Source organism: Auraticoccus cholistanensis, from assembly GCF_009742705.1.
Taxonomy (GTDB): Bacteria; Actinomycetota; Actinomycetes; order Propionibacteriales; family Propionibacteriaceae; genus Auraticoccus; species Auraticoccus cholistanensis.
The window spans coordinates 56,993-79,114 of record NZ_WPCU01000002.1 but is presented as its reverse complement, the minus strand read 5'-3'; the positions used below and the strand labels follow the sequence as shown (position 1 = coordinate 79,114).

Annotated in this window: 21 protein-coding genes and 1 pseudogene; 14 read left to right on the top strand and 8 right to left on the bottom strand. The window is 74.5% G+C overall.

Annotation, left to right across the window (positions count from 1 at the left end; translation table 11 throughout):
• The first annotated feature begins 46 nt into the window (after nt 1-46).
• The 7 genes from GC722_RS00870 (at nt 47) to GC722_RS00840 (ending at nt 7,108) form a co-directional block, all read left to right on the top strand.
• Nucleotides 47-1,072, top strand: coding sequence for a LacI family DNA-binding transcriptional regulator (locus tag GC722_RS00870; RefSeq protein ID WP_156607101.1), 1,026 nt, complete (start codon nt 47-49; stop codon nt 1,070-1,072).
• Nucleotides 1,073-1,076: 4 nt separating this feature from the next.
• Entirely contained in the window at nt 1,077-1,763 is a 687-nt protein-coding gene (locus GC722_RS00865; RefSeq protein WP_156607099.1) for a ThuA domain-containing protein, read from the top strand.
• A gap of 95 nt (nt 1,764-1,858) precedes the next feature.
• A complete protein-coding gene (locus tag GC722_RS00860) occupies nt 1,859-2,131 on the top strand; it encodes a DUF4235 domain-containing protein (protein ID WP_156607097.1) in 273 nt (90 codons plus the stop codon).
• A 67-nt stretch (nt 2,132-2,198) separates the two neighbouring features.
• On the top strand, nt 2,199-2,576 hold the full coding sequence (locus GC722_RS00855) for a DoxX family protein (protein ID WP_156607095.1): 378 nt from the start codon (nt 2,199-2,201) through the stop codon (nt 2,574-2,576).
• A 64-nt stretch (nt 2,577-2,640) separates the two neighbouring features.
• Entirely contained in the window at nt 2,641-3,960 is a 1,320-nt protein-coding gene (locus GC722_RS00850) for a M20 family metallopeptidase (protein ID WP_156607093.1), read from the top strand.
• Between the two features lie 69 nt (nt 3,961-4,029).
• Nucleotides 4,030-5,634, top strand: coding sequence for an AbgT family transporter (locus GC722_RS00845; RefSeq protein ID WP_156607091.1), 1,605 nt, complete (start codon nt 4,030-4,032; stop codon nt 5,632-5,634).
• Nucleotides 5,635-5,677: 43 nt separating this feature from the next.
• The gene (locus GC722_RS00840; RefSeq protein WP_156607089.1) at nt 5,678-7,108 is read left to right on the top strand and encodes an MFS transporter; all 1,431 of its coding nucleotides are present in this window, start codon (nt 5,678-5,680) and stop codon (nt 7,106-7,108) included.
• 137 nt (nt 7,109-7,245) lie between these two features.
• On the opposite strand, the gene GC722_RS00835 is transcribed toward GC722_RS00840, so the two are convergent.
• The 5 genes and pseudogenes from GC722_RS00835 to GC722_RS00820 all read right to left on the bottom strand — a co-directional run bounded on the left by GC722_RS00835 (nt 7,246) and on the right by GC722_RS00820 (nt 13,484).
• Entirely contained in the window at nt 7,246-7,521 is a 276-nt protein-coding gene (locus tag GC722_RS00835) for an HU family DNA-binding protein (protein WP_156607087.1), read from the bottom strand.
• Nucleotides 7,522-7,536: 15 nt separating this feature from the next.
• On the bottom strand, nt 7,537-9,219 hold the full coding sequence (cydC, locus tag GC722_RS17980; protein ID WP_331714261.1) for a thiol reductant ABC exporter subunit CydC: 1,683 nt from the start codon (nt 9,217-9,219) through the stop codon (nt 7,537-7,539).
• Between the two features lie 144 nt (nt 9,220-9,363).
• Nucleotides 9,364-10,908: pseudogene (cydD, locus tag GC722_RS17975) on the bottom strand (thiol reductant ABC exporter subunit CydD); the annotation flags it as partial.
• A 59-nt stretch (nt 10,909-10,967) separates the two neighbouring features.
• A complete protein-coding gene (gene cydB / locus GC722_RS00825) occupies nt 10,968-11,996 on the bottom strand; it encodes a cytochrome d ubiquinol oxidase subunit II (RefSeq protein ID WP_156607082.1) in 1,029 nt (342 codons plus the stop codon).
• Nucleotides 11,997-12,032: 36 nt separating this feature from the next.
• Complete coding sequence (locus tag GC722_RS00820; RefSeq protein ID WP_156607080.1) at nt 12,033-13,484, bottom strand: cytochrome ubiquinol oxidase subunit I; 1,452 nt, start codon at nt 13,482-13,484, stop codon at nt 12,033-12,035.
• Nucleotides 13,485-13,560: 76 nt separating this feature from the next.
• Here GC722_RS00820 and GC722_RS00815 point away from each other — a divergent pair, with 76 nt between their 5' ends.
• The 5 genes from GC722_RS00815 to GC722_RS00795 all read left to right on the top strand — a co-directional run bounded on the left by GC722_RS00815 (nt 13,561) and on the right by GC722_RS00795 (nt 17,258).
• Nucleotides 13,561-13,743 (top strand): hypothetical protein, encoded by a 183-nt coding sequence (locus GC722_RS00815; protein ID WP_156607078.1) that lies wholly within the window; start codon nt 13,561-13,563, stop codon nt 13,741-13,743.
• Nucleotides 13,744-13,807: 64 nt separating this feature from the next.
• Nucleotides 13,808-14,695, top strand: a complete 888-nt coding sequence (locus GC722_RS00810; RefSeq protein WP_197429648.1) for a sugar phosphate isomerase/epimerase family protein — start codon at nt 13,808-13,810, stop codon at nt 14,693-14,695.
• Between the two features lie 144 nt (nt 14,696-14,839).
• Nucleotides 14,840-15,676, top strand: coding sequence for a ribokinase (locus GC722_RS00805; RefSeq protein ID WP_156607076.1), 837 nt, complete (start codon nt 14,840-14,842; stop codon nt 15,674-15,676).
• Nucleotides 15,677-15,685: 9 nt separating this feature from the next.
• Entirely contained in the window at nt 15,686-16,327 is a 642-nt protein-coding gene (locus tag GC722_RS00800; RefSeq protein WP_156607074.1) for a bifunctional 4-hydroxy-2-oxoglutarate aldolase/2-dehydro-3-deoxy-phosphogluconate aldolase, read from the top strand.
• Complete coding sequence (locus GC722_RS00795; RefSeq protein ID WP_197429647.1) at nt 16,320-17,258, top strand: hypothetical protein; 939 nt, start codon at nt 16,320-16,322, stop codon at nt 17,256-17,258. Before GC722_RS00800 ends, GC722_RS00795 begins: the two co-directional genes overlap by 8 nt.
• 117 nt (nt 17,259-17,375) lie before the next feature.
• Here the strand turns inward: GC722_RS00795 and GC722_RS00790 are convergent, their stop codons facing one another.
• Entirely contained in the window at nt 17,376-17,801 is a 426-nt protein-coding gene (locus GC722_RS00790; protein ID WP_156607072.1) for an RbsD/FucU family protein, read from the bottom strand.
• Nucleotides 17,802-17,913: 112 nt separating this feature from the next.
• On the opposite strand from GC722_RS00790, the gene GC722_RS00785 reads away from it, so the two are divergent.
• A complete protein-coding gene (locus GC722_RS00785; RefSeq protein ID WP_331714250.1) occupies nt 17,914-18,303 on the top strand; it encodes a BlaI/MecI/CopY family transcriptional regulator in 390 nt (129 codons plus the stop codon).
• Between the two features lie 13 nt (nt 18,304-18,316).
• Nucleotides 18,317-19,210: a M56 family metallopeptidase gene (locus GC722_RS00780; RefSeq protein WP_231747282.1), complete on the top strand. Its 894-nt coding sequence runs from the start codon at nt 18,317-18,319 to the stop codon at nt 19,208-19,210.
• Nucleotides 19,211-19,234: 24 nt separating this feature from the next.
• Here the strand turns inward: GC722_RS00780 and GC722_RS00775 are convergent, their stop codons facing one another.
• Nucleotides 19,235-19,534, bottom strand: a complete 300-nt coding sequence (locus GC722_RS00775) for an MTH1187 family thiamine-binding protein (protein ID WP_156607070.1) — start codon at nt 19,532-19,534, stop codon at nt 19,235-19,237.
• Between the two features lie 42 nt (nt 19,535-19,576).
• The gene (locus tag GC722_RS00770; RefSeq protein WP_331714249.1) at nt 19,577-21,844 is read right to left on the bottom strand and encodes a family 78 glycoside hydrolase catalytic domain; all 2,268 of its coding nucleotides are present in this window, start codon (nt 21,842-21,844) and stop codon (nt 19,577-19,579) included.
• Between the last annotated feature and the right edge of the window lie 278 nt (nt 21,845-22,122).

Here is a 22,122-nt window from a genome sequence, read left to right as displayed (position 1 = left end):
CGCCGGGTGCCGCGCCCGGCCCTTCCCGCCAACAGGAGCGCGCCGCATGGAGCTCGGCCACGTCACCCGACTGGACGACGTCGCCCGCGCGCTCGGCGTCTCCACCGCGACGGTCTCCCGCGCCCTCAGCGGCAAGGCGGGGGTGAGCAGCGAGGTCGCCGAGCGGGTGCGCCGGACGGCCGCCGAGATGGGTTACGTCGCCAACGTGCACGCCCGCACCCTGGCCGGCGGCACCACCACCGTCATCGGGCTGGTCGTGCACGAGATCGGCGACCCCTACTTCACCGAGATCGCCGGCGGGCTGGTCGAGGCGGCCGAGCAGAACGACCTGCTGGTGCAGGTCTGCCACGCCGGCCGCGACCCCGGCCGGGAGCTCAAGCAGGTGCGCTCGCTGGTCGCGCACCGCGTCCGGGCCGTCGTGCTGGCCGGCTCCGGGCACACCGACCCCGAGGTGGACGCCGACCTGCGCGCCCTGCTCGACGGCTTCACCGCCCGCGGCGGCCACGTGGTCGCCATCGGCCGCCGCCACCTGGAGAGCGACGCCCTGCTGCCCGACAACACCGGCGCCGGCGCCACCCTCGCCCGCCACCTGCTCGAGCTGGGCCACCGGCGCATCGCCGTGCTGGGCGGGCCGCCGGGGCTGACCACCGTGCAGGACCGGCTGGCCGGCATCCACTCCGTGCTCGACGGCCGCGAGGACGTCGAGCTGCACGTGCTGGAGACCGACTTCACCCGCGACGGCGCCGCCACGGCCGCCGTCGAGGTGGTGGAGCGCTGGCCGCGCACCACCGCCGTGCTCGCCCTCAACGACGCCATGGCCATCGGCGTGCTCGACACGCTGCGCCGGCGCGGCGTGCGGGTGCCCGAGCAGGTGTCGGTCGCCGGCTTCGACGACGTCGCCGTGGCCGCCCAGCTCTCACCCAGCCTCACCACCACCCGCTTCCCGCTCACCGAGATGGGCCGGGAGGCGCTGCAGCTGGTGCTCACCCCGCCGTCGGGCGAGGCGCGCCGGCGCCGGGTGGACCACCAGCTCATCACCCGCGAGTCCACCGCCCCACCACCCCAGGAGTGACGTCGTGCCCACCGCACTGCTCGTCAGCGGGTCCGGCCACTGGGCCGACCCCTGGCACCCCTTCCCGGCCACGTCGGCGCGGCTGCGCGAGCTGCTGACCGAGCACGGGCTGGAGGTGGACCTGCGCGAGGACGTCGAGGACGCCCTGGTCGGCATGGGGCACGTCGACCTGCTGGTGCTCAACATCGGCAACAACGACGGCCCCTCCCCCGACCTGCCCGCGGCCGAGCTGGGCGATCCGCCCACGCTGCCCGTGCTGGAGGCCGTGGCGGCCGCCGTCCAGGACCACCTGCACCGCGGCGGCGCGCTGCTCGCCGTGCACTCCAGCTGCACCCCGCTGGGCGCCGTGCCCGGGTGGTCGCGGCTGCTCGGCGGACGCTGGATCCGGGGCCGGACCATGCACCCGCCGCTGGACGCGTGCACCGTGCAGGTGGTCACCCAGGACCACCCGGTCACCGCCGGGCTGGAGGACTTCGCCGTCACCGACGAGCGGTACAGCTGGCTGCACACCGAGGACGACATCACCGTGCTGGCCCAGCAGCGCCACGCGGGCGAGCAGCACCCGGTGGTGTGGGCGCGCCACGACGGCGGCAAGGTGCTCTTCGACGCCCTGGGCCACGACGAGCGCTCCTACGACTCCCCCGGCCACCGCCGGCTGCTGCACCAGGGCCTGGACTGGCTGCTGACCTGACCGCCCCGCTCCCCCTCCCCCTCCCCCTCCCCCGCGGGACCCGGTTTGACGCGGCTCCGTGCGGGAAGGAGAACCACACCGAGGAAAGGAACCCGATGGCGAAGCTCGCCCAGATCGTCTACCGCCCCCTGGGCCTGGCCAGCGGCCTCGCGGCCGGCGCCCTCTCCGGCATGCTCTTCAAGCAGGTCTGGAAGCGGGTCGCCGACGAGGGGGACGCCCCCGACGCGCTGCAGTCGGAGTACACCTTCGGCCAGGTTCTGCTCGCCGCGGCGATCCAGGGGCTCATCTTCTCGGTGGTGAAGGCGGCCGTCGACCGCGGCGGCGCCGTCGCGTTCCAGAAGATCACCGGCAGCTGGCCCGGCCGCTGAACCTCGGGGTCGGACCCAGGGGAGTTCCGGGTGGTGCTCGGGCGGTGGAGGCGACACCCTGTCCGGCATGGACACCGCTGCCACCATCGCCCAGTACGTGCTGGCCGCCTTCATGCTCATCGCCGGCCTGACCAAGGCCCTCCGGTCGAAGGAGCAGCTGCGGGCGAGCTCGCCGGGGATGGCCTGGACCGAGCAGTTCTCCGAGCGCCAGATCACCCTCATCGGCGTCGCCGAGGTGCTCGGCGCCCTCGGGCTGACCCTGCCCCGGCTCACCGGCGTGCTGCCCTGGCTGACCCCGGTCGCCGCGCTGGCTCTCGCGGTCACCATGCTCGGAGCCGTCGTCGTCCACGCCCGTCGCCGGGAGCTGGCCTGGGTGGTGACGCCGGCGGTGCTGCTGGCCGGCTGCCTGTTCGTGGCCTGGGCCCGCCTCAGCGGCGCTGCCTGACCGTCGCCCCGAGGGCGGCTGCTACGGTGCCAGAACTGGAGCACCCGCACCCCCCGGAGGCCCGATGAACGACCGACCCGTCCCCGTCGACCCGTTCCTGCTGCGCCAGCTGCGCGCCGAGACCGAGGCCAAGGCGCAGCGGGTCACCGCCCCGCTGTCCGGCGCCGAGGGCGCGCCGGCCGAGCTGCTGGCCGCGGTCGAGGCGGCCGTCGGCGGGCTGTCCGAGACGCTGGTCGGGCTCTCCCACGACCTCTCCGAGCACCCCGAGGTCGCCTTCGAGGAGCACCGCTCGGCCGAGACGCTGGCCCGGGTCGTCGAGCAGCACGGCATCGCCGTGACCCGGGCGGCCCACGGCGTGCCCACCGCGCTGCGGGCGGAGGTCGGCGACCCGGGCGGGCCGACGGTCGCGGTGCTGTCGGAGTACGACGCGCTGCCCGGCATCGGGCACGGCTGCGGGCACAACATCATCGCCGTCACCGGCCTGGGCGCCTTCCTGGCGCTGGCCCGGCTGGGCGAGCGGCTGCCCGGGCGGGTGGTGTGGCTGGGCACCCCGGCCGAGGAGGGCGGCTCGGGCAAGGAGCTGATGGCCCGCGACGGCGCCTTCGACGACGTCGACGCCGCGCTGATGGTGCACCCCTTCACCCACGACCTGTCCGACTCGGTGTTCCTCGGCCGGCGCCAGCTGCGGGCCAGCTTCACCGGCATCACCTCCCACGCCTCGGCGCAGCCGTTCATGGGCCGCAACGCCCTCGACGCGGTCAACCTGATGTACACCGGGGTGGGGCTGCACCGCCAGCAGATGCCGCCCACCGACCGGGTGCACGGCATCGTCACCGCCGGCGGGGAGCGCCCCAACGTCATCCCCGAGCACGCCGAGATGCTGTTCTACCTGCGCAGCCAGTACCCCGAGAGCCTGAAGATCCTGAGCGAGCGGCTGGCCGACATCGCCCGGGGGGCCGCGCTGATGACCGGCTGCACCGTCGAGATGGCCTGGGACGAGGCGCCGCCCTACCTGCCGCTGCGCACCAACCAGCCGCTCGCGCTCAGCTGGAACCGCCGCTACGGCGAGCGCGGCCGCCGGGTGCTGCCGCCGGACGTGGTGCCCAGCACCTTCGCCGGCTCCACCGACTTCGGCAACGTCTCCTACCGCGTGCCCGGGCTGCACGCCATGGTGAAGATCAGCGACGGCGACCTCTCGCTGCACACCCGCGAGTTCGCCGCGGCCGCGGTCACCCCCGAGGCCGACCGGGTGGTCGCCGACGCCAGCTACGGGCTGGCCGCGGTGGCCCTGGACTGGCTCTGCGACCCCGAGCTGCGCGCCCACGTCGCCGAGGACTTCGCCGCCGCCGGCGGCGCCCTCGACGTCCCCTCCTACTTCGACTGACCGCCGGAGCCGCGTGAGGGCCGGGCCGAGGGTCCGGCCGACCTCCGCCCCTCTCCCGCAGGAGCCGCGATGACCGCCACCTCGACCGCCCCCGTCACCCGGACCGACCGGCTGCTGGCCGGCGTGGAACGGGCCGGCAACAAGCTCCCCGACCCCTTCATCCTGTTCCTCGGGCTGTTCCTGCTCGTCGGGCTGGTCTCGACCCTGCTGCAGCTGGCCGGCACCTCGGTCACCATCCCCGGCGACGACGAGTCCCGCGCCGTCCGCGGCCTGTTCACCGCGCAGGGGCTGACCTGGTTCACCACCTCCCTCGGCGAGAACTTCATCGGCTTCCCGCCGCTGCAGACGGTGCTGACCATCCTGCTCGCCGTCACCGTGGCCGAGCGGACCGGGTTCCTGGGCGCCGGCATCCGGCTGCTGCTCGGCTCCGCGCCGCGGTGGGCGCTGCCGTACGCGGTGGGCGTCGTCGGCGTCACCTCCTCGGTGATGGCCGACGCCTGCATGATCGTGGTGCCGCCGCTGGCCGCCATGGTCTTCAAAGCCGCCGGACGCCACCCGATGGCGGGGCTGATCGGCGGCTTCGCCGCCGCGGGCGCCGGCTACTCCACGTCGCTGCTGGTCACCAGCCTCGACGCCCTCTTCGCCGGCATCACCAACAGCGTCACGGCGACCCTGCCGGCGGCCGGCGCCACCGTCACCCCGGTGTCGAACTACTACTTCAACGTCGCGTCCTCGCTGGTGCTGGCCGTGCTGGCCGGGTTCCTGATCGACCGGGTGATCGAGCCGCGGATGGTGCGCCAGGACGTCCCCACCGAGGAGCTGCCCGAGGACGACGACACCCCGGCCACCAGCTCCGACGCCGACACCGCCGCCGCGCTCCGCTCGGCGCAGCCGATGGAGGCCACGCTGACCGGGCGGGAGAGGCGGGGGCTCCTGGCCGCCGCCCTGGTCACCGCGGTGCTGGCCGTGCTGATGGCCGTGGTGGCCCTCGTCCCCGGCTCCCCGTGGCGCAACGCCGAGGGCGGGTTCCTGCCCGAGTCGCCGCTGCTGGACTCGGTGGTGTTCATCGTCTTCGCGTTGTTCCTGGCCCCCGGGCTGGTCTACGGCTTCGTCTCGGGCAGCCTGCGCACCAGCGCCGACGTGCCGCGGGTGATGGGTCAGGGCATCAAGGACATGGCCTCGTTCGTGGTGCTGGCCTTCATGCTCGGCCAGTTCATCGCGCTGTTCAACTGGACCAACGTCGGCTCGGTGCTGGCGGTCAACGGCGCCCGTGGGCTCGAGGCGGTGGGGCTGGTCGGCTTCCCGGCGATCCTCGGCTTCATGGTGCTGTGCTCGCTGCTGAACCTGTTCATCGTCAGCGGCTCGTCGATGTGGACGCTGGTCGGGGCGGTGTTCGTGCCGATGTTCGCCCTGCTCGGCTTCGAGCCCGGCTTCGTGCAGGCCGCCTTCCGGGTGGGCGACTCCGCCACGCAGGTCATCACGCCGATGAACCCCTACGTGTTCGTGCTGCTGATGATGGTCAAGCGCTACGAGCCCGACGCCGGGCTGGGCACCGTCATCGCCCGGATGCTGCCCTTCGTGGTGCCGTTCTGGCTGGCGTGGGCCGCCGTGCTGGCGCTGTTCTACTTCACCGGGCTCGACGTCGGCCCGGGCGTCGGCATCCGCATCCCCTGAGATCGGGCTCCACCGCGCCCGGCGCGGGGTCGCGTAGAGTCGAGTGGCCCCGTGGCCGGACGGCCGGGTGGCGTCGGTCGGGCTGGTCGCGGAGAACGGGTGGGTCTTGGAGTTCGTGCAGGCGTTGCGCCGGTTGTGGCGCCACCAGTTGTTCCGCCGGCTGCTGGCGGTGCGGATCGCCACCCAGGCCAGCGACGGCATCCTGCAGGTCGGGATGGCCTCCTACCTGCTGTTCAACCCGCAGACGCAGACCAGCGCCTGGGCCATCGCCGGCGTGCTCGCCATCACCCTGCTGCCGTTCTCGGTCGTCGGCCCCTTCGTCAGCGGCATCCTCGACCGCTGGGACCGCCGCCAGGTGGTGCTGGTGGCCGACGCGCTGCGGATCGGGCTCGGGCTGGTGCTCGCCGCCCTGGTGCTGGCCGGCACCGACCGGGCCTGGGCGATGAGCGCGTTCTACGTCACCGTGCTGGTGGCGATGAGCATCAACCGCTTCGTGATGGCCGGCATGTCGGCCGCGCTGCCGCACACCGTGGACCCCGACGAGTACCTGGTGGCCAGCTCGGTGATGCCGACCGTCGGACCGGCCGGGGTGATCGTCGGAGCCGGCACCGCGCTGGGCATCCGCACCCTGCTAGGTCCGCTGCTGGGGGTCACCGCCGCCGACGCCCTGGTCTTCCTCGCCTGCGCGCTCGGCTTCGCGGTGAGCGTGGTGCTGGCGCTGCTGATCCCCCGCGGTGCCCTCGGCCCGGACGCCCGCGAGCGCGCCGAGGCCCGCTCCCGGCAGACCGACGCCGTCGTCCGTGACGTGCTGAGCGGGCTTCGCGACGCCCTCGGGCACCTGCGCGAGCACCGTCCGGCCGGGCTCGGGCTGGTCACCATCGGGCTGCAGCGGATCGCCTACGGCGTGGTCACGGTGGCGGTCATCGTGATCTACCGCAACACCTTCTACACGGTGGAGGAGGCGACCCCGGCCATCGCCGCGCTCGGGCTGTGGGCCGGGGCGACCGGCGCCGGGTTCGTGCTGGCGGCGGTGGTGACCCCCTTCGTCACCGCCCGCACCGGGCTGCGGCGCTGGGTGGTGCTGCTGCTCGCGCTGGCCGCGGTCGTGCAGCTGGTGCCGGGCAGCATCGTCACCCAGCCCACCCTGGTGGCCTCCGGGTTCCTGCTCGGGGTCGCGGCCCAGTCGCTCAAGATCTGCGTCGACACCCTCGTCCAGGCCCACGTCGAGGACGAGTACAAGGGTCGGGTGTTCGTCCTCTACGACATGGTCTTCAACACCACGCAGGTGCTGGCCGCGGTCCTCGCCGCCCTGCTGCTGCCGCCGAGCGGGGTGTCGCTGCCGGTCCTGCTCGCCGTGGCGGTGTCCTTCGCGCTGGTGGCGGTGCTGTTCGCGGTGCGCAGCCGCCGCATCGGCGCCGAGCTGTTCGAGCGCGGCACCGAGGACCTGCTGGCCGCCCCCGCGGCGCGCTCCTAGCCCCGGACGCGGCACGCCCCGGACGCGGCATGTGTCGGACGCGGCACGGGGCCCGACCGGATCGCTCCGGTCGGGCCCCGTTCCCGTGCTGCGCCGTCACGTGCTGGGGCGTGGTGCCCCGCGGCGGTGGGCCGGGCTCAGCCGGCGATGGTCTTCTTGAGCTGGGTGCCGGCCTTGAAGGCGGGCACCTTGCTGGCGGCGATGCTGATCTCCTCGCCGGTCTGCGGGTTGCGGCCGGTGCGCGCGGCGCGGTCGCGGACCTCGAAGGTGCCGAAGCCGGGCAGCGACACCTTCTCGCCCTTGGCCAGCTCGGCGGCGATGGCGTCGAGGGCGGCGGACAGCGCCTTGTCGGCGTCGCCCTGGGTCATGCCGGTGCTCTGGGCCACGGCGGCGACGATGTTCTTCTTGCTCATGGGGGATCCTTACTCCTAGGAGGTGCCAACACTGGTCAACGACGACCCCGTCGGAGTCACCGCCACGATCTGGACGGTACCGCCCCAGGCGTCGAGGAAGACCTCGGGCTGGTGACTGACCGCCACGACCGGTGCCGATGACCAGACCACGTCGACGTCGCACAGCAGAGCCCGTGCCGTGCCGGCGTCCAGGTGTTCAGTGGGCTCATCGAGAATCACCGTAGCGGGCGCGGCCAGCAGAAGGCGTGCAAGGGCGACACGGCGCGCCTCTCCGCCCGACAACCGGGACCCGTGCTCGCCGATCATCCGGTCCGGCTCGAGCGCCAGCCCGACCGCCGCCAGCGCCTGCCGGACCTCCTGCTCGCTCGCCCCGGGGCGTCCCAGCCGGACGTTCTCGGCCACCGTGGTGTCGAACAGGTGCGCGTCCTGGGTCAGGCAGCCGACCGGGCCGCCGACGGCCAGCGATCCGCCGAGCGGCGCGAGCCTTCCCAGCAGCGTGGCCACCAGGGTCGACTTGCCCACCCCGCTCGGGCCCACCAGCACGATCCGGGCGCCGGGGCCCACGTCGAGGTCGAGGGGCTCCAGCAGCGGCACGTCCCGGCCGACCGACAGCCCGCGCAGCCGCAGCCCCGGACGGCCCAGCTCCGGCGGCGGCGGGACGTCCAGGGCCGGCCCCTCCGCGACCTCCCGCACCCGCACGAGCGCCGCCCGTGTCCGCAGCCGGGTCTGCGCCGCCTCCACCAGCGGCAGCAGCAGCTCCTGCAGCGCCAGCGGGGTCAGCGCGACCACGGCGAGCAGGATCGGCGCCAGGGTGCCCGCCGCCACGGCGCGCCCGGCCACCACCAGCAGCGCCACCTCCACCACGGCCAGCGTCAGCCAGGCCGCCAGCTGACCCAGCCCGCGGGCGGTCGCCGCCCGCTGCTCGGCCCGGCGGACCTCGGCGTCGGCCTGCCGCGCCGGCTCCAGCGCGAGCGCCTCCGCCCCGGTGGCCTGCAGCAGCCGGGCGTGCCGGTGCGCCAGCAGCACCCGCTCGCTGAGCACGCCGCGCAGCCGCGCGATCCGGGCGTCGCTGCGCGCGGACACCCGCGCCGCCAGCACCGGCCACACCGCCCCCGCCAGCACCACGTGGACCAGCAGCACCAGCCCCGCCGCCGGCACCAGCAGCGCGAACCCCACCACCGCCGCCAGCCCCACCGCCCAGGCCGCCAGCAGCGGCAGCCGGACCCGCACCACCCGGTCCTGGGCCGCCTCGGTGTCGTCCACCAGCCGGGCCACCAGGTCGCCCAGCCGGCGCCCGACCACGTCCGCGCCCACCAGACCGGCGTAGCTCTGCAGCCGGGCCGCCGCCTGGTGGCGCAGACCCAGCCGGTGCGAGGCCAGCCGGTCCAGGTAGCGGAGCACCCCGCGGCTCAGCCCGAAGAAGCGCACGCCGGTCACGGCCACCAGCAGGTACAGCACGGGCGGGTGCTCCGAGGCCCGCGCCAGAAGCCACGCGGAGGTCGCCATCAGGGCCACGCCGGCGGCCGCGGCGCCGACGGCGAGGGCGGCTGCACGGACGGTCAGCGCTGCGGTGGGGCCGGGGCTTTCGGCCGTGGCTGGGCCTGTCGCCGGTCGGGGTCCCGGCCCGGTGTCCCGCCCGGTCGAGCCTCCTCCTCGTTCCTCGGAGGAGTTCTCCCAACGCCCGCCACTCCCCGACACCGGGCCGGGACCCCTCCCTTCGGGTCGTGACTCGCTGCCCTGTTCCTGGCTGACCAGGGCGTCGCGACCGTCGTCGGGAGAGCCCTCGCCGTCGGCGCCGCGGCCGCCGGTGGTGGCCGTGGTGGCGACGGCTGTCGCGCGGGTGAGGGGGACGACGCGGTCGGCCGCGGCGAGGACGGGGGTGCGGTGGGAGACGACGAGGACGGCGACGCCGAGGCGGCGCAGGGTGGCGACGACGTCGGCCTCGGTGTCGACGTCGAGGCCGGCGGTCGGCTCGTCGAGCAGCAGCAGCCGGGCGCCGCCGCAGTCGATGGCCAGCAGGGCGCGGGCCAGGGCGACGCGACGCTGCTCGCCGGCGGACAGCCCGGTGCCGTCGGGGGCCACCGGCTGCTCCAGCGGCAGCGACGGCGCGCCGGCGCGGTCGAGGGCGGCGCGAACCCGGCTGACCGGCGCCCCGGGCGCCCCCAGGGCGACGTTCTCCCCCACCGTGGACGGCCACAGCTCGGCGTCCTGGCCGACCCAGGCCACGTGCCGCCGCCAGGCGGTCGGGTCGAGCTCGGCCAGCGGGACGCCGTCGACGGTGATGCGGCCCCCGTCGGGCAGCAGGTGGCCCAGCAGCGCGGCCACCAGGGTGGTCTTGCCCACCCCGCTCGGCCCGGCCAGGGCCACCACCTCCCCGGGTGCCAGCCGGAAGGAGAGGTCGCGGACCAGCACCCCCTCGCCGCGGGACAGGGTCACCCCCGAGACCTCGAGCACGCCCGGGCCGCGGCCCGGGTCGAGGGAGCCGGCCACCGGGGCCGGGGCGTCCAGCAGCGCGAAGGCCTGCTCGGCGGCAGCCATGCCGTCGGCGGCGTCGTGGTAGCGGGCCCCCACCTGGCGCAGCGGCAGGTACACCTCCGGAGCCAGCACCAGCACCACCAGACCGGTGAGCAGGCTGAGCTCGCCCTCGACCACCCGCAGCCCGATGCCGACCGCCACCAGCGCCACCGACAGGGTGGCCAGCAGCTCCAGCACCAGCGCGGAGAGGAAGGCCACCCGCAACGTCTGCAGCGTCGCGTCCTCGTGGCGGCGCTCGATGCGGCGCAGCCCCGCCACCTGGGCGCGGGCCCGTCCCAGCACCTGCAGCGTCGGCAGCCCGGCGACCAGGTCGGCGAAGTGGTGCCCCAGCCGGGACTGGGCCCGCCAGCGGGCGTCCAGCCGGTCACGGGTGACCAGGCCGACCAGCACCATGAACATCGGGATCAGGGGCAGCGTGAGCACCACCACGACGAGCGAGGTCAGGTCCACCAGCCCGATGGCCAGCCCGACCACCGCCGGCACGACCACGGCCAGCACCAGCTGCGGCAGGTAGCCGGAGAACCAGCCGTCGAGGGCCTCCACGCCGCGGGTGACGAGGGCGACGAAGGCGCCGCCGGAGGTGTCGGTGCCGGAGGGACGCCGCAGCCGGGCGCGCAGCAGCTCCTCGCGCAGCTGCGACTTCACCGCCGCCGCGGCCCGGTGGGCGGCCCGCTGCTGGACCGCCGCCAGCAGACCCCGCAGCGCCAGCGAGGCGGCCAGCAGGGCCAGCCGTCCGGTCTGCGCGGACAGGTCGCCGCCACCGACCAGGTCGGCGACCACCAGCGCCAGCAGCCAGGCCTGGGCGATGGTCGCCGCCGCCTGCAGCACCCCGACGGCGACCAGCACCGCCAGGGCGCCGCGGGTGGCGCGGCTGCGCCGCAGCAGCCGGGGGTCGAGGGGGGCGGCCACGGCTAGCCCCGCCGTCCGGCGGCGACGAGCTGCTCGTCGGGCATGTGGTGGGTGCCGAGGCGGCGGCGGAACACCCAGTAGGTCCAGGCCTGGTAGCCCACGACGACCGGCGTCACCGCCACCGCGGCGAAGGTCATGATCCGCAGCGTGTAGTCGCTGGAGGCGGCGCTGCTGACCGTGAGGCTCCAGGCGGGGTCGAGCGAGGAGACCATCAGCGAGGGGACGAGGGTGCAGAACACCGTCGCGGTCAGGGACGCCACCGAGACCGCGGTGCCCAGGAAGGCCCAGCCCTCGCGGCCGCGCCACGCCGCCAGCAGCCCCAGCGCGAGGGAGCAGACCACCGCGGCGCCGAGCAGCAGGGTCAGCCGGGTGCCCGAGAACGCCTGGGCCGTCCACAGCACGAACACCGTCGCCGACGCCCCGGCCACCGCGCCGAGCCGCAGCGCGAGCGAGCGGGCCCGGTGGCGGAGGTCGCCCACCGTCTTCAGGGCCACGAACAGCGCGCCGTGGGTGAGGAAGAGGCTGGCCGTGACCGCACCGCCCAGCAGCGTGTACGGGCTGACGACCGCGAGCGCGGAGCCGAGCACGTTGCCGTCGGGGCCGATCGGGACGCCCTCGACCCAGGCGGCGAACACCATCCCCCAGGTCACGGCCGGTACCCAGGAGCCGGCGGTCACGGCCAGCTCCCAGCGCCGCTGCCAGACCGGGTCGGGGCGCTTGTGGCGGAACTCCATGCCCACGTTGCGCACGATGAGGGCGACCAGGACCGCCAGCACCGGCAGGTAGAAGGCGGAGAAGGTGGTGGCGTACCAGTCGGGGAAGGCGGCGAAGGTGGCGCCGACCGCGGTGATCAGCCAGACCTCGTTGGCGTCGAAGACCGGGCCGATGGTGTTGATCATCACCCGGCGCTCGCGGCGGTCCCGGGGCAGGTGGTGCAGCAGCATGCCGACCCCGAAGTCGAAGCCCTCCAGCACCAGGTAGCCGGTCCACAGCACCGCGATGATGGCGAACCAGAGGAGGGGCAGGTCCATCGTCAGCTCCAGTCGATGAGGTCGGCGGGCGGTCGGTCAGTAGGCGAAGGTGAGGGGCTCGTCCTCGGCCAGCACCCGCGGCGGCGGCGCCTCGTCGAGTCCCTTGCGGATCCAGGTCAGCATCAGCCGCACCTCGACCACGGCCAGCGCGGTGTAGACGCCGGTGAAGGCGAGCAGAGACACCACCACCTCGGCCACCGAGGTGGAGGGCGAGACACCGGCCGCGGTGGGGAGCAGCCCGAACACCAGCCACGGCTGGCGTCCGGTCTCGGTGAAGATCCAGCCGAAGGAGTTGGCCAGCAGCGGCAGCAGCGGCAGGGCGACCAGCAGCGGCGTCCACCGGCCCCGGGGGATCCGGCGGCCGCGGGTGACCCACAGCAGCAGCGCGCCGGCGGCCAGCGAGGCCATCCCCAGACCCATCATCAGCCGGAAGGACCAGTACGCGAGCGGGATGTTGGGGGTGTAGCTGCCCGGTCCCCAGGTCGCCTCGTAGGCGGCCTGCAGCTCGTCGATGCCCACCACCTCGCCGGTGAAGCTGCCGGTGGCCAGGAAGCTGAGGACGTAGGGGATCTTGATCGAGAAGAGCTCGTGCTCGCCGTCGAGGGTGCCGATGGTCAGCACCGAGAAGGACGCCGGCTGCTCGGTCTCCCAGGCCGCCTCGGCGGCGGCCATCTTCATCGGCTGGACGTCGTACATCACCTTGCCCTGCAGGTCGCCGGTGAGCACCACCCCCACACCGGCCACCAGCAGGGTCACCGCGCCGAGCCGCAGCGCCGCGCGCCAGGTGCGGGCCCGCTCCTCGGCCTGCTCCGGCTGCTGCTCGGGGTCGCCGTCCTCGGGCTGCCCGGCGGGCCGCGCCGCGGAGCGGAGGAGGTGCCAGGCGGCGACGGCGGCGACGAAGGCCCCGGCCACCATGAAGCAGGCGAAGACCTGGTGCGGGAAGGTGACCACGGCCACCGGGTTCATCAGCACGGCGCCGAAGTCGGTCAGCTCGGCGCGGCCGCGCTCGGCGTCGACCGTGAAGCCCACCGGGTTCTGCATGAAGGAGTTGGCCGCCAGGATGAAGTAGGCGCTGAACACGGTGCCGGTCGAGGCGAGCCAGATGCACATCAGGTGCAGCCGCTGCGGCAGCCGGTCCCACCCGAAGACCCACAGCCCCAGGAAGGTCGACTCCAGGAAGAACGCGAGCAGGCCCTCCAGCGCCAGCGGGGCGCCGAAGATGTCGCCGACGAACCGGGAGTACTCGCTCCAGTTCATGCCGAACTGGAACTCCTGCACCAGACCGGTGACCACCCCCAGGATGAAGTTGATCAGGAAGAGCTTGCCGAAGAAGCGGGTGAGCCGCAGCCACCGCTCCGCCCCGGTGCGGACCCAGACCGTCTGCATGACCGCCACCAGGGCGGACAGCCCGATCGTCAGCGGGACGAAGAAGAAGTGGTAGACGGTCGTGATCGCGAACTGCCACCGGGCGAGGTCGACGGCTTCCATGGGGCCAATCTACTACTGCTTGTCGTACTAAGGACTGTCGTACTCGTCACACCCGTCGTCGGCTAGCGTGACCGGCATGGATCCCGCCGCCGCGATCCGGCCGCTGACAGCCGGCGACGAGGCCCGGCTGGGCGACGCCTTCACCGAGCTCGGCTGGTCGAAGCCGATCTCGCTGTTCCAGCGCTACCTGGCCGAGCAGGCGGCGGGCACCCGGAGCGGTCTGGTCGCCACCGCCGGCGCGGGATCGGCGCCGCGCTGATGGACCGCGCCGAGGAGCTGGCGGCCGGGCGTGGCGCCGCAATCACGAGACCGAGGAGGCCGCTGTGAGCAACCCGTTGGGCGTCCACGCCCTGGTCTGGGCCGGCGGCACCGGCCCGGACGACGTCCGCCGGGTCGTCGAGCGCAGCAGCGCCTGCGGCTACGACCTGGTGGAGTTCTCGCTGCACGACGTCGCACCGGACCGCGAGCCGGTGATCGACACCGCCGCCACCCGGGCGCTGCTCGAGCAGCACGGGCTGCAGGTGGCCTGTTCGCGCGGGCTGTCGGCCGACGCCGACGTGTCCAGCGAGGACCCGGCCGTCGTGCAGCGCGGGCTGGAGCTCGCCGTCCACTCGCTGCGGGTGACCTCGGAGCTGGGTGGGACCGTCCTCACCGGCGCCCTCTACAGCGCCTTCGGCAAGGCGTCGGCGCCGATGTCGGCGCGCGGCCGGGCCAACGTGGTGGCCAGCCTGCGCGAGCTGGCCCGCGAGGCCGAGGGGCTGGGCATGACCCTGGGGCTGGAGATCTGCAACCGCTACGAGACCAACGTGGTCAACACCGCCCGGGACGCGCTGCGGCTGGCCGACGACGTGGGCGCGGACAACCTGGTGATCCACCTGGACACGTACCACATGAACATCGAGGAGACGGACCTGGTGACCCCGGTGCTGGAGGTGGGCGACCGGCTGGGCTACGTCCACGTCGGGGAGAACCACCGCGGCTACCTGGGCTCCGGCCACGTCGACCTCGCCGGCTTCTTCCGGGCGCTGGCCACCACCGGCTACTCCGGGGCGATCACCTTCGAGAGCTTCTCCGACGCGGTGGTGATGCGCAGCCTGTCGGACGACCTGGCGATCTGGCGGACGCTGTGGGAGGACTCCGAGGACCTCGCCCGCCACGCCCTGGCCACCATGCGGGGCTGGCTGGTCGCCGCCGGGCAGCACGCCGGCTGACGGCCGGCCGCCACGAGGGGACGACACCGCCGAATCGCCCGGACGCGGGCCGGCACGTCGTTAGGCTGACGAGCGGGGCGGACCGGCGGCTGCTGCGGCCCACCGCCCTCGTCCGACCCACGTCCGACCAGGAGGCCTCCGCCGATGAGCCGCGTGGTCGTGCTGGGTTCGGTGAACGCCGACCTGCACCTGCAGGTGCCCCGCCACCCCCGGACCGGGGAGACGGTGATGTCGAGCGGTCTTGAGCACCGCTTCGGCGGCAAGGGCGCCAACCAGGCCGTCGCCGCCGCCCGGGCCGGCGCTCCCACGGTCCTCGTCGGCAAGGTGGGCGACGACGCCCCCGGCACGGCCTACCGCGACCGGCTGGACCGGTTCGGGGTGGACACCAGCCGGCTGCTGACCGCGGCCGGCGTCCCCACCGGCACGGCGGTCGTCTACGTCGACGCCGACCACGACAACATGATCGTGGTGGCCCCGGGGGCCAACGCCTGCGTCGAGCTGCCCGACCTGCGGCTGCTGGACGACCTCGGCCCCGGTGACGTGCTGCTGGTGCAGCTGGAGCTGCGCACCGAGGTGGTGGAGGCCGCCGTCCGGCTCGCGGCCGGTCGGGGCGCCCGGGTCGTCCTCAACCTGGCTCCCTACGCCGCGCTGGCCCCCGACGTGCTCGCCCTCGCCGACCCGGTGGTGGTCAACGAGCACGAGCACCGGCTGCTGCAGGCCGACGGCCTGGAGTGCCCCAGCCTGCTCGTCACCGTGGGTGCCGAGGGCTCCCGCTGGGGCCCGCACCGGGTGCCCGCCCCGGTCGTGCAGCCGGTCGACACCACCGGCGCCGGGGACGCCTACTGCGGCACCCTGGCCGCCCGCCTCGCGCTGGGCGACGACCCGCGCGCCGCGATGACCGCCGCCTCCCGGGCGGCCGCCGACACCGTCCGACACCCGGGGGCCCAGCCCCCGCCGCCCAGCCCGTCCGCACCTGTCTGAGGAGCAGCCATGACCACCACCCTCGACGAGCTCGCCCGCACCGGGGTCATCGCCGTGCTCCGCGCCCCCTCGGCGCAGAGCGCGCTGGAGGCCGTCGAGGCCCTGGTCGCCGGCGGCGTCACCGGGGTCGAGGTCACCTACTCCACCCCCGGCGCCCCCGCGGTGATCGCCGAGCTCGGCCGCCGGCACGGCGACGCCATCGTGCTGGGAGCCGGCACCATCACCACCCCGCAGCAGGCCGAGCAGGCGGCCGCCGCCGGAGCCCGCTTCCTGGTCAGCCCCGGCACGTCGCCGGGCGTGGTCGCGGCGATGAAGGCCACCGGGCTGGTCACCATGTCCGGCGTGCTGACCCCCAGCGAGGTGATGACCGCGGTCGAGCTGGGCGTCGACGTCTGCAAGCTGTTCCCCGCCTCGCTGGGTGGCCCGGCGTTCCTCAAGGCGCTGCGCGGACCCTTCCCCGACGTGGTGATGATGCCCACCGGCGGCGTCTCCCCCGACAACGTGTCGGAGTGGGTGGCGGCCGGGGCGCTGGCCGTCGGCGCCGGCAGCGACCTGGTGCCGCCGGCCGCGCTGGCCTCGGGCGACCTGGCCGTCGTCCGCGAGCGCGCCGCCGCGTTCGCCGCGGCCTGGCGCGAGGTCGGGCGTGGCTGAGCAGACCGCCGACCTCACCGGCACCGTGCGGATGGGGTTCGTCGGGGTCACCACCGGGTCGTCGTCGATCATGGCGGTCTTCCCCGTCTGGGCCGAGCTGCTCGACCTGCCCACCCGGCGGCTGGTGGGCTACGACCTGCCGCTGGACGCCGGTCCCGAGCGCTACCGGGCCCTGGTGGACGAGATCGCCGCCGACCCCGCCCACCGGGGCGCCCTGGTCACCACGCACAAGATGAACCTGTGGGCGGCGGCGCACGACCGCTTCGCCGAGGCGGACGCCTTCGCCCGCGCCGCCGGGGAGGTCTCGGCCATCACCAAGCGGGACGACCGGCTGGTGGCGCACGCCCTCGACCCGGTCACCGCCGGACTGGCCCTGGAGGAGCTGATCGGCCCCGAGCACTTCTCCCCCGGCGCCGAGGCGGTCGTGCTGGGAGCCGGCGGGGCCGGGCTGGCGCTGGCGTGGAACCTGCTGCATCGGGCCGACCGGCCGCGGCGGATCGTCGTCACCGACACCTCCGCCGAGCGGCTGGCCCACCTCACCGGCGTGCTCGGCCCCCGGGCGGGCGCCACCGAGCTGCACACCGCCCTGGTGGGCGACGCCGACGAGCCGGCCCGGCTGGTGGCGTCAGCCGCGCCGGGGTCGCTGGTGGTCAACGCCACCGGGCTGGGCAAGGACCGCCCCGGCAGCCCGCTGCCCGACGACGCGGTCTTCCCCGAGCGGGCGGTGGTGTGGGAGTTCAACTACCGCGGCGGTCTGGACTTCCTGCACCAGGCCCGCGCCCAGCAGTCCGCCCGCTCGCTCACGGTCGCGGACGGCTGGCGCTACTTCGTCCACGGCTGGTCGCAGGTGGTCGCCCGGGTCTTCGACCTGACGCTCACCGAGGAGCTGGTGGACCGGCTGGCCGAGGCGGCCGAGCCCTACCGGCAGTAGCGGCGTCGAGCCGCCCGCGGGGAGTGAGCACCAGAAGCTGTCCATGGCATGGGGCCGACGGCCCATGAGCGCCGGCCTCACGCCATGAGCAGGTTCTGGAACCAGCACCGATCAGGCTCAGACGACGCCCTTGCGCAGCAGGTAGTTGCTGTAGCCGATGGTCTCCCCGGTCTGGACGAGCACCATCGCCTCGCGGGTCAGCTCGTAGAACGCGAAACGCTCGACCCCGGCGACGCCGACCGGACGGCCCTCGGCCGCGTCGGCGGCCCGCTGCAGGGCGGCGGTGGCGGCGTGGACGGTGTTCGGCTCGCCGTCGACCTCCATCCGCCGCACCGGGTGCTCGACGTAGGCGTCCAGCGGGAGGACCGAGAACAGCGCCTCGGCCGCTGCAGCGGTGTCGGCGCCGCGCAGGTCGACCACGGGGACCCGGTAGCGGTAGGCCGGGAAGTTGCGGTCCACGAGAGCCAGCTGGTCGCCGTGACCCAGCTCGTCGAGCAGGTGCAGCAGCGTCCCGGTCAGCAGGGGGTCGATGTTCTTGAGCACGCGCACACGCTAGCCCCCTCCTGACCGGCGGACAGGCGGCGAGAACCAGGACCTCCTGCGACCACGAAACTATGACGCTGGGTCGTACTCCCGCGCGTAGTAGGCTGGCCGGGTGGCTGGTCTGGGTGAGCTCGAGCGTGCGGTGATGGAACGGCTGTGGGCCGCGGACCGCCCGCTCAGCGTGCGCGAGGTGCACTCCGCGCTCGGCAGCGAGCGCGACCTCGCCTACACGACCGTGATGACCGTGCTGGACCGGCTGGCCAAGAAGTCCGTGGTGACCCGCGAGCGGGAGGGCCGCGCCTGGATCTACCGGCCGGCGCAGTCCCGGGAGTCGATGGTGGCCGAGGCGATGCACACCGCCCTCGACGACCGCGACCTCGACCGCAGCGCCGCCCTGATGGCCTTCGTCGACCGGGTCAGTCCCGACGAGATGGCCCTGCTCCGCGAGGCGCTGGGCGAGGTCGAGGCGCGCCACCGCGGTCACGGCACCGACGGGGGCTGACGTGGGGACGGCGATGGCGGGGCTGCTGACGGGGCCGCTGCTCGCCTGTCTCGCCCTCGTCCTGGTCAACCCGGGGCCGCAGTGGGTGCGCACCTGGACGTTCCTGCACTCCGTCCCCCGTCCCGCACTCGTGCTCTGGCAGGCCGGCACGGTGAGCGCGCTGGTCGCCACGGTCGGCGCCGGCGTGGTGACCGCCTGGCAGCTGGGCCACCTCGGTGACGGCCACCCGGTGCTGGCCGCGCTGCAGGTGCTGGCGCTGCTGTTCGCCCTCAACGTGGTGGTCCGGCTGGTGTGGGGCGTGGTCAGCGTGGCCCGGCAGACCGCCAGCCGGCGGGCCCGGCACCGTCGCGCCGTGGACCTGCTGGCCGAGGTGGACTCCGCCGGCGGTGCGCTGACCGGGCTCGACGCGTCCGGGGTGCGGGTGCTGGCCGAGGCGATGCCGATGGCCTACTGCCTGCCCGGCATGCGGCAGTCGCGGCTGGTGGTCAGCACCGGCACCCTGGAGCAGCTGGACCGCACCGAGCTGGCCGCCGTGCTGGCCCACGAACGGGCGCACCTGCGGGCCCGACACGACGTGGTGCTGGACTGGTTCGCCTCGGTGCACCGCGCCTTCCCGCTGGTGGTGCGCAGCGACGTCGCCCTCGACGAGGGCCGGCTGCTGGTCGAGATGCTGGCCGACGACGCCGCCACCCGTCGGGTGGGCTCGGTGCCGGTGGCCCGGGCGCTGGTGCGGATGGCCGGCAGCCACGTCCCCGTCGCCGCGCTCGGTGCCGGCGACGTCGGTACCGTCGAGCGGGTCCGCCGGCTGGCCGGCAGCCGCGGCGGCTCGCTGCTGAGCGCCGCGGTCTACGCGCTCGCCGCCGGCCTGGTCGCGCTGCCGGTGGCGATCATGGTCGTCCTGCTCTGAGCACCGGCGCACCCGCCCGGGGAGTCACTCGGCCAGGCGCTGCTCGACCCGCTCGACCTTGGCGGTGAGCTGGCCGGTGTGGCCGGGGCGGATGTCGGCCTTGAGCACCAGGCTGACCCTGGGCGTGCGGGCGGCGAGGGCGTCGACGCACTGCTTCACCACGCCCATCACCTCGTCCCACTCGCCCTCGATGTTGGTGAACATGGCGTTGGTCTCGTTGGGCAGGCCAGAGGCGCGGACGATCCGGACGGCCTCGGCCACCGCCTCGGACACGCTGCCGCTGTCGTCCCCGGCGGCCGGGCTGATGCTGAACGCGACGAGCATGCCCCCAGCCTGCCACCCGGTGGCCGGCGCGTCACCGCCGCCTCAGGACGCCGGCGCCTCCAGCACGTGCTCGCCCGGGGTCAGCTCGGTCTCGGCCAGACCCGGCACCCGGGCCAGCGCGGACGTCCCCGGCGGCACGGTGGCCTCGACCCGCAGCCCTCCGCCGCTGCGCTCCCAGCGCACCCGGGCCCGCCCGTGCGGGGTCTCCAGCACGCTCTCGGCCCAGTCCAGGCCCGGGCCGGGCGTGGGCGCCACCAGGATGCGCGAGTAGCCCGGCTCCAGCGCGGACAGCCCGCCCACCACCCGGTGCAGCCAGTCGGTCACCGCGCCGAGGGCGTAGTGGTTGAAGCTGGTCATCTCACCGGGGTTGATGGAGCCGTCGGGCAGCATCGAGTCCCAGCGCTCCCAGATCGTCGTGGCGCCCATGGTGACCGGGTACAGCCAGGACGGGCACTCCCGCTGCAGCAGCAGCCGGTAGGCCTCGTCGACGTGCCCGGTGCGGGTCAGCGCGTCGGCGATGAACGGCGTGCCGGCGAAGCCCGTCGAGATGCGGAACCCGCTCTCGGCGACCAGCTCGGCCAGCCGTTCGCCCGCCCACACCTCCTGCTCGACGTCGAGCAGGTCGAACACCAGGGCCAGCGAGTACACCGTGGTGCAGTCGCTGAGGATCTGCCGGTCGGACACGTAGACCTCGTGGAAGGCGGCCCGCAGCCGGTCGGCCAGCTCGGTCATCTCGGCCTGCTCCTGCTCGCGGCCCAGCACCGCCGCCGCGGCGGCGGTCAGCCGCGCCGAGCGGTAGGCGCAGGCGGTCGCGACCACGCCGCGGTCGGCCTTGGCGTCGGCCGGGTGGTCGGGGTCGGCGTCGGGGTCCAGCCAGTCGCCGAACTGGAATCCGGTGTCCCAGACGCCGTTCGGGGACAGCTTCGAGCGGACCCGGCGGACGTGGGAGGTCATCGAGTCGAAGGCCTCCGCCAGCACGGTCGGGTCGCCGTAGGCCTGCCACACCGCCCAGGGCACCCACACCGCGGCGTCGCTCCACACCGCGGTGGTGTCCACCGGCTGGCGGTCGGGCGGGGAGGCCATCCGCTTGATCGCGTCGGGCACCACGTAGGGGACGACGCCGTCCTGGTGGCTCTGCTCCAGGGCCAGGTCGCGCAGCCAGTCCCGCAGGAACCCCTGGGCGTCGGCCAGCCGGACGGCCGTGGGCACGAAGGCGGCGATGTCCCCGGTCCAGCCCAGCCGCTCGTCGCGCTGCGGGCAGTCGGTGGGGACGTCGAGGAAGTTGCCCCGCATGCCCCACACGGCGTTCTCGTGCAGCCGGTTCACCAGCTCGTCGGAGCAGGAGAAGGAGCCGATCCGCCGCAGGTCGGAGCTGACCGCCACCGCCGTCAGCGCGTCGGCGTCGATGGCATCCACGCCGCCGGGCCAGCCGTCGACCTCCACGTAGCGGAAGCCGTGGAAGGTGAGGGTGGGCTCGAACACGTCGACCCCGCCGCTGAGGGTGAACCGGTCGGTGGCCTTGGCGCTGCGCAGCGGCCGGGTGCCCAGCTCGCCGTGCTCGAGCACCTCGGCGTGCCGCAGCGTCACCGTGGTGCCGGCCTCGCCCTGCACCCGCACACGCACCCAGCCGACCAGGTTCTGCCCGAAGTCGACCAGCACCCGGCCCTGCGGGCTGGTCCAGATCTCCTGCGGCACCAGCTCGGTGATGCGGCGCACCGGCGGGCCGACGTAGGGCTCCAGCCGGGACAGCTCGAAGTCGACCTCGTGCACGCCCTGCCAGCCGGAGTCGTCGAACCCGGGCTCGGTCCAGCCTGGCTGGCGGCGGCGCGCGTCGACGTCCTGGCCGTCGTAGAGGGAGTTGGCGGTGGTGTCGCTGGCTCCCGAGCGCCACGAGCCGTCGGTGCCGACGACCTGCACGTGGCCGTCGTCGTACTCGACGCGCAGCTCGGCCAGCGCCGCCAGCTCCTCGCCGTACACCCGGGCGCCCTCGCCCCAGCCGATCCGGCCGCGGTACCAGCCGTTGCCCAGCGCCAGCGCCAGCACGGTCTCGGGCTGGGTCAGCAGGGAGGTGACGTCGTGCTCGGCGTAGCGCAGCCGCCACTCGTAGCTCGTCCAGCCGGGGGTGAACAGGTCCGGCGAGACCGGGCGTCCGCCCAGCCAGGCCTCGACGATCCCCAGGGCGGACAGCCGCAGGGTGGCCCGCGCCGGCGCGCCGTGGCCCTCGTCGAGACGGACGACCCGCCGCAGCAGCGGGGCCCCGTCGAAGTCGGAGTCGGAGGCGATGAAGCGGGCGGTCCAGTCGACGGTCACGGTGCTCCTGCGTTGGAGGTGTGGGTGGGTCGGGACACATCTTCCCCGACGGGGCCCGGACCGTGTCCAGGGGTCGTGGAATATCTCGTCCCGCCGTCCGGTTGTGCTGCTCGACCGGTGCGGGACAGTGTCCCCGGGCCTCAACTCCAGCCGTCGCGGAACACCTACGGGAGCCGCGTTCGCGCCACTCGCCGAGAGGCGACCGCCGTACCGGTCCCCGGCGAACGGGCCGCGTCCACTCCGGGCGCGGCCCCTTCTGCTTCCGGTCCCGTCTGCTG

What these genes read in the sequence shown, in the direction of transcription:
- GC722_RS00835 (WP_156607087.1), bottom strand. Translation starts at nt 7,521, where the DNA reads ATGAGCAAGAAGAACATCGTCGCCGCCGTGGCCCAGAGCACCGGCATG.
- GC722_RS00815 (WP_156607078.1), top strand. Translation starts at nt 13,561, where the DNA reads ATGGATCCCGCCGCCGCGATCCGGCCGCTGACAGCCGGCGACGAGGCC.
- cydB (WP_156607082.1), bottom strand. Translation starts at nt 11,996, where the DNA reads ATGGACCTGCCCCTCCTCTGGTTCGCCATCATCGCGGTGCTGTGGACC.
- GC722_RS00775 (WP_156607070.1), bottom strand. Translation starts at nt 19,534, where the DNA reads ATGCTCGTCGCGTTCAGCATCAGCCCGGCCGCCGGGGACGACAGCGGC.
- GC722_RS00850 (WP_156607093.1), top strand. Translation starts at nt 2,641, where the DNA reads ATGAACGACCGACCCGTCCCCGTCGACCCGTTCCTGCTGCGCCAGCTG.
- GC722_RS00870 (WP_156607101.1), top strand. Translation starts at nt 47, where the DNA reads ATGGAGCTCGGCCACGTCACCCGACTGGACGACGTCGCCCGCGCGCTC.
- GC722_RS00780 (WP_231747282.1), top strand. Translation starts at nt 18,317, where the DNA reads ATGGCGGGGCTGCTGACGGGGCCGCTGCTCGCCTGTCTCGCCCTCGTC.
- GC722_RS00820 (WP_156607080.1), bottom strand. Translation starts at nt 13,484, where the DNA reads ATGGAAGCCGTCGACCTCGCCCGGTGGCAGTTCGCGATCACGACCGTC.
- GC722_RS00860 (WP_156607097.1), top strand. Translation starts at nt 1,859, where the DNA reads ATGGCGAAGCTCGCCCAGATCGTCTACCGCCCCCTGGGCCTGGCCAGC.
- GC722_RS00800 (WP_156607074.1), top strand. Translation starts at nt 15,686, where the DNA reads ATGACCACCACCCTCGACGAGCTCGCCCGCACCGGGGTCATCGCCGTG.
- GC722_RS00855 (WP_156607095.1), top strand. Translation starts at nt 2,199, where the DNA reads ATGGACACCGCTGCCACCATCGCCCAGTACGTGCTGGCCGCCTTCATG.
- GC722_RS00845 (WP_156607091.1), top strand. Translation starts at nt 4,030, where the DNA reads ATGACCGCCACCTCGACCGCCCCCGTCACCCGGACCGACCGGCTGCTG.
- GC722_RS00805 (WP_156607076.1), top strand. Translation starts at nt 14,840, where the DNA reads ATGAGCCGCGTGGTCGTGCTGGGTTCGGTGAACGCCGACCTGCACCTG.